14 protein-coding genes are annotated in these 15,124 nt (G+C 42.3%); 10 read left to right on the top strand and 4 right to left on the bottom strand.

Translation table 11 applies throughout. The annotated features are described in order from the left end of the window. Positions 1 to 2: 2 nt before the first annotated feature. The 3 genes from ACVBIK_RS04970 (at position 3) to aroG (ending at position 3,374) form a co-directional block, all read left to right on the top strand. Complete coding sequence (locus ACVBIK_RS04970) at positions 3 to 1,253, top strand: ammonium transporter (RefSeq protein ID WP_447160234.1); 1,251 nt, start codon at positions 3 to 5, stop codon at positions 1,251 to 1,253. Between the two features lie 162 nt (positions 1,254 to 1,415). Next, complete coding sequence (locus tag ACVBIK_RS04965) at positions 1,416 to 1,754, top strand: hypothetical protein (RefSeq protein ID WP_447169215.1); 339 nt, start codon at positions 1,416 to 1,418, stop codon at positions 1,752 to 1,754. A 564-nt stretch (positions 1,755 to 2,318) separates the two neighbouring features. Beyond that, complete coding sequence (aroG, locus tag ACVBIK_RS04960) at positions 2,319 to 3,374, top strand: 3-deoxy-7-phosphoheptulonate synthase AroG (protein ID WP_447160236.1); 1,056 nt, start codon at positions 2,319 to 2,321, stop codon at positions 3,372 to 3,374. A 73-nt stretch (positions 3,375 to 3,447) separates the two neighbouring features. Here aroG and ACVBIK_RS04955 read toward each other — a convergent pair whose 3' ends face one another. Next, positions 3,448 to 3,624, bottom strand: a complete 177-nt coding sequence (locus tag ACVBIK_RS04955; RefSeq protein ID WP_447160237.1) for a hypothetical protein — start codon at positions 3,622 to 3,624, stop codon at positions 3,448 to 3,450. A 343-nt stretch (positions 3,625 to 3,967) separates the two neighbouring features. Between ACVBIK_RS04955 and ACVBIK_RS04950 the strand changes: the two genes are divergently transcribed. Continuing rightward, positions 3,968 to 5,749, top strand: a complete 1,782-nt coding sequence (locus ACVBIK_RS04950; RefSeq protein ID WP_447169214.1) for an ABCB family ABC transporter ATP-binding protein/permease — start codon at positions 3,968 to 3,970, stop codon at positions 5,747 to 5,749. Between the two features lie 103 nt (positions 5,750 to 5,852). Continuing rightward, positions 5,853 to 6,116: a hypothetical protein gene (locus tag ACVBIK_RS04945; protein WP_447160239.1), complete on the top strand. Its 264-nt coding sequence runs from the start codon at positions 5,853 to 5,855 to the stop codon at positions 6,114 to 6,116. Between the two features lie 669 nt (positions 6,117 to 6,785). Here ACVBIK_RS04945 and ACVBIK_RS04940 read toward each other — a convergent pair. After that, positions 6,786 to 7,352 carry a histidine phosphatase family protein gene (locus ACVBIK_RS04940; RefSeq protein ID WP_447169213.1) on the bottom strand — a complete coding sequence of 189 codons (567 nt, stop codon included), beginning with the start codon at positions 7,350 to 7,352 and terminating at the stop codon, positions 6,786 to 6,788. A 170-nt stretch (positions 7,353 to 7,522) separates the two neighbouring features. Between ACVBIK_RS04940 and ACVBIK_RS04935 the strand changes: the two genes are divergently transcribed. The 5 genes from ACVBIK_RS04935 to ACVBIK_RS04915 all read left to right on the top strand — a co-directional run bounded on the left by ACVBIK_RS04935 (position 7,523) and on the right by ACVBIK_RS04915 (position 13,654). After that, a complete protein-coding gene (locus ACVBIK_RS04935) occupies positions 7,523 to 8,272 on the top strand; it encodes a ferredoxin--NADP reductase (RefSeq protein WP_447160241.1) in 750 nt (249 codons plus the stop codon). A gap of 226 nt (positions 8,273 to 8,498) precedes the next feature. Then, the gene (locus ACVBIK_RS04930; protein ID WP_447160242.1) at positions 8,499 to 9,506 is read left to right on the top strand and encodes a Fe(3+) ABC transporter substrate-binding protein; all 1,008 of its coding nucleotides are present in this window, start codon (positions 8,499 to 8,501) and stop codon (positions 9,504 to 9,506) included. Positions 9,507 to 9,813: 307 nt separating this feature from the next. Then, the gene (locus ACVBIK_RS04925) at positions 9,814 to 11,445 is read left to right on the top strand and encodes an ABC transporter permease (protein WP_447160243.1); all 1,632 of its coding nucleotides are present in this window, start codon (positions 9,814 to 9,816) and stop codon (positions 11,443 to 11,445) included. Position 11,446: 1 nt separating this feature from the next. Then, a complete protein-coding gene (locus tag ACVBIK_RS04920) occupies positions 11,447 to 12,475 on the top strand; it encodes an ABC transporter ATP-binding protein (protein ID WP_447160244.1) in 1,029 nt (342 codons plus the stop codon). A gap of 246 nt (positions 12,476 to 12,721) precedes the next feature. Continuing rightward, on the top strand, positions 12,722 to 13,654 hold the full coding sequence (locus ACVBIK_RS04915) for a Dyp-type peroxidase (RefSeq protein ID WP_447160245.1): 933 nt from the start codon (positions 12,722 to 12,724) through the stop codon (positions 13,652 to 13,654). Positions 13,655 to 13,734: 80 nt separating this feature from the next. Here ACVBIK_RS04915 and ACVBIK_RS04910 read toward each other — a convergent pair whose 3' ends face one another. Continuing rightward, positions 13,735 to 14,196, bottom strand: coding sequence for a cupin domain-containing protein (locus tag ACVBIK_RS04910; RefSeq protein ID WP_447160246.1), 462 nt, complete (start codon positions 14,194 to 14,196; stop codon positions 13,735 to 13,737). Between the two features lie 253 nt (positions 14,197 to 14,449). Next, positions 14,450 to 14,920, bottom strand: a complete 471-nt coding sequence (gene argR / locus ACVBIK_RS04905; RefSeq protein ID WP_439267726.1) for a transcriptional regulator ArgR — start codon at positions 14,918 to 14,920, stop codon at positions 14,450 to 14,452. Positions 14,921 to 15,124: the final 204 nt, after the last annotated feature.

Raw genomic sequence — 15,124 nt, 5'->3', positions numbered from 1 at the left:
TGATGGATGATTTAACTAAGTTGGGACTGACGGTAACAGAGTTACGCTTTGCCCTAGATACATTTTATTTTTTGATTTCAGGCGCACTAGTCATGTGGATGGCTGCAGGATTTGCCATGTTAGAAGCTGGGTTAGTACGCTCTAAAAATACCACTGAAATTCTCACTAAAAATGTGTGTCTATATTCTATTGCTTGTGTGATGTACCTGATTGTGGGCTACAACATCATGTATGTTGGTAATGCCGAAGGGGGATGGTTGCCCTCATTCGGCTCATTAATTGGCTCTCAAGGGGAAGGGGCTGATCATGCATTGGAGTCAGACTTCTTTTTCCAAGTCGTGTTTGTGGCTACGGCAATGTCTATTGTATCTGGCGCGGTTGCCGAGCGTATGAAATTATGGGCATTTTTGTGTTTCTCAGTATTTATGACGGCGGTAATTTACCCTGTTGAAGGCTATTGGACATGGGGCGGCGGTTTTCTGTCTGAAGCTGGTTTTGTTGATTTTGCAGGCAGTGGCATTGTACATATGGCGGGGGCTGCAGCAGCGCTTTCAGGTGTATTACTGCTCGGTGCGCGTAAAGGTAAGTATGGCGCTAACGGTCAAGTGAACCCTATTCCGGGTTCAAATTTACCTATGGCAACGCTGGGTATGTTTATTTTATGGATGGGCTGGTTTGGCTTTAATGGTGGCTCGCAGCTTTTGATATCGGATGCTGAGAATGCCAGCGCTGTGGCTAAAATATTTGTTAACACCAATTCGGCGGCAGCATTTGGCGCGATTGCTGCGCTGATTGTATGTCGACTGATTTGGGGGAAGGCTGATTTGACCATGATCTTAAATGGTGCCTTAGCTGGGCTGGTAGCGATTACAGCGGATCCATTGTCACCCTCATTAGTCATGGCTGGTGTGATTGGTACTGTCGCGGGTGGCTTAGTGGTGTTCTCGATTGTTGCCTTCGATAGGATCAAGATTGATGATCCAGTTGGTGCGATTTCTGTTCACGGTGTTGCAGGATTGCTTGGACTGGTATTAGTGCCAGTATCAAATGCTGATGCGTCACTCTTGACCCAGTTATATGGCGCGGCCGTAATTTTTGGCTGGGTATTTTTAGCGTCGACTGTGGTTTGGTTTGCACTGAAGGTGACCATGGGGATCCGTGTTACAGAAGAAGAAGAATATAATGGAATGGATGCTTCTGATTGCGGAATTGATGCTTATCCAGAGTTTGTATCGGTTAAGAGTGGTAGTTAGGCTTTCAGAGTAACCAACAGTTACAAGCCGTGATATAAATAAAGAGCTTATGCCTATGGGTATAAGCTCTTTTGTTTCATGTATTGTTATGTGATCAGAGAGTTTAAGGCTCAACAGAATTAGGCTAAAGTAAGTTATCAGCGGGTTGAGCATGGATCTTTTATGAAAGCATTGAAACTACTGAGCACTATATTGCTTATGACGCTGGCGACAAGTGCCAGCGCTGGCCAAGTTATAGTGCGAAAGTCCAGTGAGCCGTTTGATGCATTTGCGGTTAGGGATGAAGTGCAAAGGCAGCATGCATGGCGTGAAGCGCTGCGTTATCAGCAACAGATCCAAATATTGCAAAGCTTACCTTTTGGTTGTGTGCCTTTCGCAATGCCTTATCGATACTTTTCCTGCCAAGGTTTATTTTACAGACCTTATGCTTACCAAAATAAGGAGCTTTTTATTCAAATCGACTCTCCTAAAGAGCAGGGCGCTAAGGTACCGCTCGATTAGAGCTTGAGGCCTTGAGAGCAACTGCGCTAATCGTTCGATTTAGGTATTGTTAGTATATGCATCGCGGCAGTTTAGGAGTTACTCGGGATTCATCTTGAGTCCTGCCAAGTGTCAGCGCACATATATTGCTAGACTATTTTTCGCTTCGCTTTAACTGCTTCGCTTAATAGTCTCGCTCTATCTCGCCAAGCAGCTTAATTGAGTCCATTTGTTTCACTGACAGGGTGAACTTACTGCTGAGCCTACTGCGCTTTAAATTGGCTCGTGGGCAAGCCGTACAGGCTTATTTTATGGATAAATTTTATTATTTTTTGCGTACAGCAGGCTTTAGCTTTTAAATTGTAATCTTTAGGAATAATTAACAGTTTAGTGGGCTTATTTGCAGCTTACTTTGACACTTTATATAAATTTTTAATTTCTAATTTCTTTTTAAACAAATAGTTAAAAATAATTATATGAAATAATCATAACTTGATTGCAATCTAAGTTCATACTGGATAAATTGAATGCAGTATCGCAATTGAGAGATCTGTATTCATAGGCTAGACGGAGCTAAGTATTACCATGTATTACCAAAATGATGATGTTCGAATTAATAAGATAAAAGAGTTGTTACCTCCAATTGCTATTTTGGAGCGATTTCCCGCAACACAGAACGCATCAGCGACCGTATTTAATGCCCGCGAAAGCATACATAATATTTTAGCGAAGAAAGATGACCGCCTATTAGTGGTTATTGGGCCGTGCTCTATTCATGATCCTGTCGCAGCACTTGAATACGGTAAGCGTTTAGTTGAACTTAGAGAGCGTTATAAAGACCAGCTAGAAATCGTGATGCGAGTCTACTTTGAAAAGCCACGCACCACGGTGGGGTGGAAAGGTTTGATCAACGACCCCGATATGGATAATAGCTTCAAGCTAAATGATGGTTTACGTACCGCACGTAAGCTTTTGTTAGACTTAAACAACATGGGCTTACCTACCGCGGGTGAGTTTTTAGATATGATCACGCCGCAGTATGTTGCCGATCTCATGTGCTGGGGGGCAATTGGTGCACGTACTACCGAGTCTCAAGTACATCGCGAATTAGCATCGGGTCTATCAAGTCCAGTGGGTTTCAAAAATGGCACAGATGGCACAATTAAGGTGGCGATTGACGCTATTGGTGCTGCAAGCGCGCCGCATCATTTCTTATCTGTGACTAAGTTTGGCCATTCGGCTATTGTTGAGACCAAAGGAAATCCTGACTGTCATATTATTTTGCGTGGTGGCAAAGAGCCAAACTATAGCGCTGAGCATGTTGCTGCGATTAATAAGCAATTAGACAAGGCAGGTTTAGCGAATAACATCATGATTGATTTTAGCCATGCAAACAGTAGCAAACAGTTCGAGCGCCAGATGTTGGTTGGCGATGATGTTGGAGCGCAAATGGCTAATGGTGATACGTCTATCTTTGGTGTGATGGTTGAAAGTAACTTGGTTGAAGGGCGTCAGGATCATATTGAAGGGCAGTCTCTTTGCTATGGTCAGAGTGTGACAGACGCTTGCATTGGGTGGCAAGATAGTGAAAAGCTGCTGGCAACATTGAATGATAGTGTTGTTAAGCGCAGAGTCGCTTAATTTACAATACAAAAAAGGAGGCATAGGCCTCCTTTTTTGATCGAGTAATTTATTCAATTAGCTTCGATTAGCATTACTTCTTACCTTGCTCAAGTAAGTACTCATTGGCTTTAGCTAAGCTGCCAAACGAAGTAATTAGATTGTTTTGACCCTTTTCCTGAATTTCCGGATTTCCTGATTGAGTCATCATCCATATCCATGTTTGGATGAGTGGTAAGGGGGGATATTTTGGCTGGGATGAGTCAAGCATGTTTGCATCCTTTATCTAGTTAACTTGAAAGAGCTGTAGTTGGCTCTTAACCTGTCACTCTTCGTTTTATTGCGCAGAGAGTAGCAAATTCTTTTCTTTGGGTTAACAGAATTTGCGTTAATTCGTACAAGTTTGTCGAAAAACGTGCAAACTAACCCATTTAGAAAGCCACTCCTTTAGCCTAGTAAGGCTAAAGTTGCACGATAACATAGACAGTCGTCATAGTCTGTTAACTTTTTTGCTACATTGGTGGCTTTTTAATAGTACTTAAGATCACTCGCTGATTGTCATTTAAATGAGTCGTGGTCAGTGGGTCAATTGTAAATTTTCTTTGGGATAAAAAATGCGCCCCTCTCTGTATTTTGATGAACCGATTGGCAACATAAATTGGCATGTTCTGCGTATGCTATGGCCATATTTAATAGAATTTAAACAAAGGGTTGGCCTGGCATTACTGTGTTTAGTCGTAGCAAAACTTGCCAGTGTTGGGCTGCCTTTTTTACTTAAGGCGCTGGTGGATGGGTTATCAAGTACGTCACCGAAAGAGCTTGTGGCAGTCCCTATCTCATTAGTTATCGCCTATGGCGGTATTCGATTACTCAATACCATTATTTCGGAAGTAAGAGACACCCTATTTGGACGGGTAACCGAGCGTGCAATTAGGCGATTAGGCATGGCAGTCTTTGAGCACCTACATCGTTTAGATATGGCGTTTCATTTAGAGCGTAGGACCGGGGGCTTATCTCGAGATATTGAACGAGGCACCAGCGGCATGAGTTTCTTGATGCGATTTATGGTGTTCAATATTGTACCGACGATTTTAGAGATCATTTTGGTTGTAGGGATTTTATTTTATAACTATGGCTATGCATTTGCTGGCGTGACATTACTGTCGGTTATCGCCTATGGCGCCTATTCTATCGTGGCTACCGAGTGGCGTACTGGCTACGTTCGTGACGCAGCAAAAGCAGATTCAATCTCTAGTACACGGGCGATCGATAGTTTACTTAACTATGAAACAGTGAAGTATTTTAATAATGAGCAATACGAAGCTAACCAATATGATGCTGCATTGGCGCAATGGGAACAGGCTAAGCGCAAGAATCGCTTATCCCTGTTTGCGTTAAATGCGGGGCAAGCTTGTATCATCTCAGTTGCGATGACATTGATGCTGGGCATGGCGGCCTTCGATGTTGTTCAAGGCGATATGACCATAGGTGACTTTGTGTTGGTTAACGCTTTTATGATGCAGTTATTTATTCCGCTTAACTTTTTAGGATTTGTGTATCGAGAGATCAGAGGCGCATTTGCCAATATTGAGCGTATGTTTGCTCTATTGGACAGGGCTCCTATGATTAACGATGCCGCGAATGCCAAAGCTCAAGCACTAACGCAAGGGCGAGTATCATTTGAAAATGTAAGCTTTCAATATGACTCTCGGACTATTTTAGATGATGTCAGTTTTACCATTGAAGCGGGCCAAAAAGTGGCCATAGTTGGTGATAGTGGCGCGGGTAAGTCGACCTTAGTTAAATTGCTATTTCGTTTTTACGATGTGGTTGGTGGGCGAGTCTGTATTGATGGGCAGGATATTCGCAGCGTTACTCAAGACAGTTTGCGGCAGGCTATTGCTATAGTCCCTCAAGATACGGTGTTATTTAATGATACCTTGATTGAAAATGTGCGTTATGGTCGACCAAGTGCCACTATGGAAGAGGTCAACAGCGCGATAAAGATGGCGCATCTCAGTCAATTTATCGAAAGCTTACCCGAGGGTGGTCAAACTCTAGTCGGTGAGCGAGGCTTAAAATTGTCGGGTGGGGAAAAGCAGCGCGTCGCAATAGCCAGAGCCATATTGAAAAAGTCGCCCATTTTAGTGTTTGATGAAGCGACTTCCTCATTAGATAGTCATTCGGAGCAGGCAATCTTAACGGCACTGAAGGAGGTGGCAAAAGGCCACACGAGTTTAGTCATTGCCCATAGACTTTCAACTGTGGTTGATGCGGATAGAATCATAGTATTGAGTAAGGGCAAGGTTGTCGAAACCGGTAACCATAGTGATTTACTTGCGGCTAACGGTCTTTATGCTAATTTATGGCGAGTACAGCAAGAATCAGGTCGATAGAGTTGATTGATTAAGAAAAGCCTGTTTCGGGTTCAGCATAGGTTCAGTTTCATATGTCTATAATTGAACATAATTTAACGGGAAGCTAATGCAGAAGGTCACAATGAAAAATATACCTATACTGGCCCAGATTGAAGGGCAAGAGAGTAAAGTAAATACTGACTGGCTTGCGATTATGGCAACGCTAAAAAAGCGCGGGCTAGAAAATGATGAACTTGAAGTAGCGTATTTTGAATTATGTGCTGGAATGCGAGTGACAACCCGTGGCCTAAGTCTCGCGAAGGCTGCGCCTGTCGCTTCGTTACCGGGCTTATTGCATGAGCCTAAATTCTCGGCTCGAGATTATGCAGGCATGCTGAGCGCCTAAAAGTGTAACTTACCAATTTTCCAACCATCACAAATGAGTTTAGGTTTTGGAGAGAGATCGGATATCTGGGTTAACCCTATGATTTTTCCCTCTATAAAGCAGATGTACTCTCCTTCTATCACAGTCATTCGCTCACAACTGCTACAGCTAGATGAAAGTGATCTATTGTTTGGCTGTGTATTTAAGTTGCCCATATCTGATCTCCAGTAAGCGCTAGCTTGTCTTTAGCTCATCTTTTATTAAGCTAAAGCCGTATTTGAACATTGTCATTGGTTAAAGCAAGCAGCAATGGCGTATGATAAAGCAATCGCTGATCTGCTTTGGTTCACTTTTAAAAGTAGTGGGTTAAGTTTTGCGTTGTTTGTTGTGAGTATTCTTTCAGCGCTTACTCTTCCTGATGGTCACAAGATTTTGCATAAACAAGACTTTATTTGTGTGACCAAGATTGTATTTTTAGTGCTTTTGTGAGGAAGGTATTTAATCACTTAAATACAAATATACCAAGCCTAATTTGTTATATTTCATTTCGTCTTCATTTCGTCTTCATATTGTCTTCATATTGTCTTCATGTTGTCTTCATATTGTCTTTGTTTTACCCTCATTCTGTCTTTATTTTGTTTTCACTTTGAATAGGGGCTCATCGGTTTTATTGCTGAGTAAGCTAGCCCTTTAATCTATAAAAGGTTGGCCAAAGCGGGTCTTTAACAAACTGACCTTCCCCGTTGTTGAAATGCGTAATTGATATAACTCACCATAATTATCCTCATCTATCTGCTGCACTAAAGGGCCGCCTAACGCGTTAATGATTAGGGGCACAGTATTGGAATGACCAGCGATAAGGCTATTGCCCGGTGAGCTACGCACTAAGGATACGATGTCATTTATGTGGGTTTTAATCCCTGATTTTACTTGAACGATTTCGACATCCAAGCCTCTTTGAAGCGCTATAGGAGCCAGAGTTAACTGCGTTCTTTGGTAGTTTGACGCGATGAGTTGTGACAAGTCTACATCAGCTAAAGCCTCTGTTAGCGCCTTGGCTCTGATACTGCCCTGTTGACTGAGTTCGGGATCGCGAGAACCATCATCACGCTTTTCTGCATGCCTAACCAATACGATGACTTTTGCCTGATGGTCTGCTTTAGGTTCAAGCTTTTCTTGGGCGTAGCAACTAAAACTTGTAGTGATAATCGCTAAGGTGGTTAGCGTTATTGCGAGGGCTTTCTTGGCCTGAATCATCGACTACCTACTGAATTAACGTCTAAAATTTCGAATTAAAAAATCACTTTCCCCTAGGAGGAGCAAAGGTATAGAGGGTCTGCTTGTATGAAATAACAACAGTCTTTAGATTAATCTTTCTGAAGTTAGAATAAAAGCTTATGCTCAATTAAACGAAAGGGGAGTGTCTTATGTGGATAGAAGGGCAAGTTATTGAAAGATTAGATTGGAGCGATAAACTGTTTTCGCTCAAAATTAAAGTTGATATTGGTGACTTTATTGCTGGGCAGTTCATTAAGCTTAGTCGCATTGTTGACGATAAAAGGATTGGACGAGCCTACTCGTTAGTTAATCCACCAGGTTGCGATTATATCGAGGTGTTAGCCGTTGCTGTCGATGATGGTCAACTCTCTCCAAACTTACAGGCATTAGAAGTCGGTGATGTTATTGATGTCGCTACTAAAGCGACCGGCTTTATGACCTTAGATGAGTTGCCTAAAGATGAAGAGCAGGGCAAGCATTTGTGGTTTTTAGCGACTGGCACAGCAGTCGGACCTTTTATCTCCATAATGGATACCCCAGAGCCATGGCTTAACTATGAAAAACTGGTGCTGGTATATGGTGTACGAGAAGGGAAAGATTTGGCCTATCTTGAGCACTTAAAGCGATTTGAACAAACTTATCCTGAACGGTTTCAGTTAATATTGTCGGTAACTCGTGAACCATTTGATGGCGCATTAACTAAGCGGATCCCAGATGTCATTGTAAGCGGTGAACTTGAAGCTAAAGCAGGCTTATCCCTAAGTGCTACTGAATCCCAGGTGATGATCTGTGGTAATCCAGGAATGATTACAGAGGCGCAGCAGGCGCTGAAAGACAAAGGACTCACTAAAAACCTACGCCGTGCACCTGGGCAGATAACGGTTGAGAAATATTGGTAAGCGGCACTGTTAGCATCTCGGCCACAAGGATCGTTTAATCAGTATTTGTTAATTTAAATGCATGTAAGTTAAGTGTTTACTGATTTTTATCAATTTTAGTTTTGTTTGTTTAAATCGCTCACAATGACTTGCTGTTTCTTACCAATTTGATTACCCTTAACGCAATTGAGAATTGTTATCACTATCAGTTGGTGGTCGCAGGGTAGCACTTGAAGGGAGAAGCGTAATGAAAATAGTAAAGAGTCTTGCTGTTATGGGGCTTGCATGTATTGCATCAATAGCAAATGCATCTGAAAGACTGACGGTATATTCCTATCGCCAAGCTTTTCTTATTGACCCCATATTGGCTGACTTTACTAAAGAGACTGGCGTTAAAGTTGACGTGGTTTTCTCAAAGAAGGGTATTGCTGAACGTATGATGCGTGAAGGGCGTTTATCTAAAGCCGACATAGTGCTGACATCTGACTTTTACCGTTTGATGGAGTTAGTAGAAAAAGATTTAGTTGCTCCAGCAAACAGCGATACCTTAAAACAGAATATCCCTGCAAAATACCGTTCACCAGATGATGAGTGGTATGCGCTCACAATGCGAGTGCGTAATATTTATAGCTCTAAAGACAGGCTCGGCAAACTTGATATCAACTACGAAGATTTAGCGGATCCTAAATATAAAGGTAAAATTTGTACGCGTAGTGGTAAACACCCATATAACGTTTCTCTTGTGGCTTCAATGATTGCACATCACGGTGAGCAAGAAACAAAAACCTGGTTAGAGGGGTGGAAGGCCAATTTAGCCAGAAAGCCACAGGGAAATGATCGCGCACAAGTTAAAGCGGTAAGCGAAGGTATGTGTGATCTCGCGATTGGTAACAGTTACTACTTAGGTAAGATGTTACAAGATCCTAAGCAAAAAGCTTGGGCTGATGCCATAGAGATTAACTTCCCTAATCAAGACAATTATGGCTCCCACATTAACGTTTCGGGTATGGCGCTGGCGAAATATTCCAAAAATAAACAAACTGCACTTAAGTTGATGGAGTTCTTATCTGGTGATAAAGCCCAGCACACTTACGCTGAAGTGAACTTTGAATATCCAGTTAAAGCCAACGTCGCACCATCTAAGATAGTAGCTTCTTGGGGAACGTTTAAAGCTGATGATTTACCTATCTACAAATTAGCTGAATATCATGGTGCAGCGATTAAGTTGCTTGATGAAGTGAAGTTCGATCTGTAATTGATGGTAAAAATATTTAAGGTTGGGCTAACATATTCGGCGTAAACTCAATTATTGAGGTTAATCAGATAGGTTAAAGCCTCTAGGCTAACTCTCTAGAGCAACTCTACTTGATTAAGCTCTCTGGATTAAGCCTCTAGATCAAGCCTCTAGATTAAGTCTTCTAGAAAAGCCTGCTAAGTGTGTATATAGTCATATTCGCAGTGTGTTAGTTCCAACAATTGAAATACCATTGAACCTATCTATCGAGATAGGTTTTCTTATTTTTGGCTAAAATTTTTCACGTTATATGTAGGTAGTAAAGATTATGGTTTTAGGCTTAGCCAAGGGCTGGTCTGTAGCAAGTTATACCTTGGCACTATTGATTGTTATGCCACTTATTGCACTTATCGGTCAATCATTCTTGCCTGATGGTTCTGTATTTACCCATCTATTTGATACTGTATTACCCACCTACATCAGTAATAGCCTGTGGCTGATGTTTTGGGTCGTTATTGGCTCACTTATCATCGCGGTCCCAGCCGCATGGCTGGTGGCTAAATGTCATTTCCCTGGGCGTCGAATTTTTCAGTGGGCGTTACTGCTGCCTTTAGCCATGCCAGCTTATGTCGTGGCCTATGTTTATACCGACTTATTTGATTATGCTGGCCCTGTGCAGCGCGGCTTGCGCACATTTTTTGGTTGGCAAACACCTCAAGACTATTACTTTCCAGAGGTACGCTCATTGGGCGGCGCTGCCATTATGTTGTCGCTCGTGTTGTTTCCGTATATCTACTTACTGGCACGAACGGCTTTTATGGAGCAATCCGCTAGTTTAAGTCAAGCAACAAGAGTGATGGGCTGTGGGCCTTGGAAAAGCTTCTGGCGTTTAAGTTTACCTATGACGCGTCCAGCATTGGCTGTTGGTGCGGCATTGGTTGCTATGGAAACAGCGGCAGATTTTGCCACCGTAAGCTATTTTGCCGTGCCAACATTGACTACGGCTGTTTACGATACCTGGTTTGAATATGGCAGCTTAGCAGCGGCTGCAAAGCTTTCAACCATTATGTTATTAGTGATTTTTGCCATGGTGGGTTTTGAGCGTTTCGCGAGGCGAAAACAAAAGTTGTTTCAGAAACAATCAACGCCAGGCGAACTCGATATCTATCCTCTGACCGGGCTGAAAGCTCTGGCTGCAATGAGTTACTGCGCAGCCTTACTCTTTGTCGCTTTTTTACTGCCTTTTATTATATTAGTGCAGTATGCCTATGGCTATTTTGCCGAAAGCTGGAATCAAGAGTTCTTTGAATATAGCTTTAATAGCTTATGGATAGCGGTGGTGGTGAGCTGCATCTGTGTGGCTATTGGTATTGTGTTGATGTTCATTCGTAGGGTTAGCCCTAGGCGGGCCGATATTCTTCCTTCTCGCTTAGCATCAACGGGCTATGCTCTGCCAGGTACCGTGTTAGCCATTGGGATCTTAGTACCTTTTACCCAACTCGATTTTGCAATCAATGATATAGCCGAATACTTTGGCTTTGAGGGCCCAGGGCTCATCTTAACGGGCAGCAGCTTTATTATTGTGTGCGCTTTTTGTATTCGCTTTGCCGCAATTGCTATCGGCAGTATAGAAAACAGTTATAAACGGATCTCCCCCTCACTGGATATGGCGGGGATCACTATGGGCCTTAAGCCATTAGGACTTTTACGACAGGTGCATATTCCTCTTCTGAGAAAAGGTATTTTTGCTGGCTTATTGCTGGTATTTATCGAATGTATGAAGGAGTTGCCTGCAGCGTTATTGCTAAGGCCGATAGGTTTTGAAAACTTAGCCACCTATGTTTTTCAGTTTGTATCTGATGAGCAGCTAGAGCACGGGGCACTGGCTGCGATTGTCATTGTATTAGTCGGTCTTATTCCGCTTATCTACCTAAATCGTTCCTTGGAGCATGATAATTAATATGGCCACATTACAAGTACAACAGGTTGTTAGCGACTACCAGGGGCAAGTCGTTTTAAAGGGCCTAGATTTAACCGTTGAGAAAGGTGAGATTGTCGCGTTACTTGGTCCAAGCGGCTGTGGTAAAACCACTTTGTTGCGCGCAATTGCGGGGCTTCAGGCGATTACTCATGGCCAGATAATCATTAATAATAAAGTCGTGGCATCCGATGATTGTTTTATTCCTAGCGAGCAGCGAGGCGTTGGGATGATTTTTCAGGATTATGCGCTTTTTCCTCATTTAACTGTGGCTGATAATATTCTTTTTGGTTTACGAACTCGTGATAAAGCAGTCAGGCGATCACGTTTAGAAGAGATGTTAGCGTTAGTCAAACTCGAAGGATTGGCGAAACGTTACCCCCATGAGTTATCGGGTGGTCAACAACAAAGGGTCTCAATCGCAAGAGCGCTGGCTTATAAGCCTGAAGTGTTATTGCTCGATGAACCGTTTTCAAATATTGATGCCAAAGTACGCCGTGAAATGATGCTCGAGATCCGCGATATTTTGAAAAAGCATAATGTTAGTGCGGTTTTCGTGACACACAGTAAAGATGAAGCGTTTGTATTTGCAGATAAGCTAGCGCTATTTAATCACGGTGAAATCGTGCAGTGTGGTGATGCCGAAGGCTTATATTTAGCGCCATCAGATAAATATGTCGCAGATTTTCTAGGAGCGGGGAATTACCTTAAGGCTGAAGTCATTAGTGACTATTGCATTGCCACTAGCATTGGTGAAATCGTGAGTGAAAGTTTACTTAAGCTGCCAGTCGGTTCCACGGCTGAAGTGCTGCTAAGGCCTCAGCACTTATTATTGAAAGCGGATGCTAACGGTGTTGGCGAAGTGATTGAGCGACGCTTTTTAGGAAATATCTGCCAATATCAAGTTCAGGTCGATGAAACTGTCATAGAGATCCACAGTCCGCAGCGAGACTTAGTACTTGGCCAGCGGGTCGCTATAGCGTGTCAGAACCATAGTTTGGTTTTGTTCTAGTTAAAAGAGTTTAATCACTCAGTCCTAGTCGCTTAATCGTTAAGCCATCACCGCTTACAGACGCGTTTTAGTTATTTTACATGTGAGATAATGTGAGCAAAGTAGATTTTCTTGCTTGCTTAAGTTGTAGTTAGTTCAAGGAATTGACTATTGATTTTAGTTATTGTGCGTCAGTTAATGATATTAATCACTAAAGTTGTCCATAATGTTGCCGAAAATTAATTATGCTAAGGGTTACTTATAATAATGGATAGTCAGGTTATGCCTCGTGAACAGCTTGGAGTTTGTGCAGAAGGAAACTTGCACAGTGTCTACTTAATGTTTAATGCTAATGATAGTGTTGAGTCTGACATGCGCCCTTGTGTGGCGAATGTGGCTCAGTATATTTATGAATTAGCAGATCAATATTCTGATAGTGCCTTTAATGGTTTTGTTGCCATTGGTGCTAATTATTGGGACACCTTATACCCCCATGCTCGACCAGAAGAGCTAAAACCTTTCCCTGCGATGAATCGAGGTAATCGAGATGCACCGGCTATCGAGTATGATTTATTTGTGCATATCCGTTGTGATCGTTTTGATATTCTGCACTTGGTGGCTAACGAAGTTAATCAAATGTTTGAAGGCTTAGTTGAACTCATTGATGAAGAGCGTGGCTTTAGATTCATGGACTCTCGTGATTTGAGCGGCTTTGTTGATGGCACCGAGAACCCTAAAGGACGTAGTCGTCAGGAAGTTGCATTAATCGGCGAGGAAGACAGCCGTTTTAAAGGCGGAAGTTATATTCATGTACAAAAGTTTGCCCATAACTTAAGTAAGTGGAACCGTCTGCCAGTCAAGAAGCAAGAAGATGTTATTGGGCGTACTAAAGCGGACAATATCGAGTATGCATCGGCTGATAAACCGCTTACGAGCCACATTAAGCGTGTTAACCTGAAAGACAGTGAAGGTAAGTCTATGGAGATCTTAAGGCAAAGCATGCCTTATGGTTCAGTTAAAGAGCAAGGCTTGATGTTTATCTCTACTTGCCGCAATTCAGTTAATTTCGAAAAGATGCTAGAGAGCATGGTGCATGGCGATAGTGAAGGCAACCATGACCATTTAATGCATTTTACTCAAGCATTAACTGGTTCGTCATTCTTTGCGCCATCATTAGACTTTATGATTACAGCGGGCTAATTCGCAAGGTTTTACTGACTCATAAAAAACGCACAGTAAAGTGCGTTTTTTATTGGGCGTAACAAAGTGAATTATTCGCGCTAAGCTTCGTCTTTATCCCAATAATTGGTGGGGCGTTTGGCGTAAACTTCGTTGACAGATTTTACTAGCACCTTGTTATTTTCTGGGTATACAACTACGTCATGTATGTCTCGGTTACCAACGACCAGAAAAACAAACTCTTGCTCACTATGATTGACGAGTTTATGAGACACACCCGTGTCAGCGTTAAAGCAGATATATTCTCCCTGACTAAAAGGGTGAGGCTCGCCGTCAATGTATAGCGTCGCTTCGCCATGCATCGCGTAGATATGCTCTTCTTCTTTTGTATGGTAATGGGCAACAGCTGAGGACTTACCTGGCGCTAAGCGTTCCATGGTCACGCCAATTTTTTCTCCACCGGCGGTATCGCCAATGTGCTTTTGCTCGCTGGCATACTGATCTTCATGCTGCCAAGATTCCCAGCATATATCGTTGATATTTATTATTTTACTTTTATTCATTATTTGCCCTCGACTAACAGTACTGTCATTGAGGATTATAACGATTATTGCTCGAGAGAGAAGCTGCTATTCAATATATTGTATAAAACATAGTGTTTCATACAGGGGGCATTAAGCTAAATGATTGGGTTACGGTGCAGAGCCTAGGTAAACGGTCGAGTGATGGAGGCTGATTATGCAACAAACAAAAAATGCTGTAGCCCTGAGGGTACAGCATTTAAAAAAATCGTCGCTTTATGTTTAGTCGGCGTAATTAATCAGCATAATTAAACAGTGACTTAACTGTCTCTAGCGTGTCTTCAATGCTATGGATACTAGATGGACAGATGAAAATCGTATCATCACCAGCAATAGTCCCCAAAATACCCTCAGGCTTACCTATTGAGTCGAGCAGACGCGCGATTAATTGCGCTGCACCAGGGCTAGTTCTGACAACAATCATGGCTTGGTTATGGTCAACATCCAGTACCAGGTTTTTAAGCGGGCTTCCGGCAGTAGGAACGCCAAGCTCTGCAGGAAGGCAGTATACCATCTCTTGCTTTGCGTTACGGGTTCTAACCGCGCCAAACTTACTTAGCATACGAGAAACTTTAGATTGGTTTATATTGCTAAAGCCTTCTGCTTGAAGGGCGATAACAATTTCACTTTGAGAGCCAAAACGCTCCTCTTTTAAAATAGATTTGAACGTCTTAACTAAATCATCTGGGCTTTTACTAGCTTGCATATATTATTATTCTTTATTCAAAAAAATCTGCTTTATCATGAATATTTTCGCCGTTTTTGTCAATTGGTATTCGTTTTTTTGAATAAAAATTCATTAATAAACCCAGTTAGACTCAATGATTCAACTTAAGTTAGAATGATTATTCTAAATTTTGTTATGCTAATTTATTATGGTTTTAGCTCTGTATCGCTGATGTACACTCAC

It is taken from the genome of Shewanella sp. 125m-1 (assembly GCF_052977065.1).
Note: the sequence above shows the minus strand (reverse complement) of the source record. Positions and strands in the feature narration are given on the sequence as shown.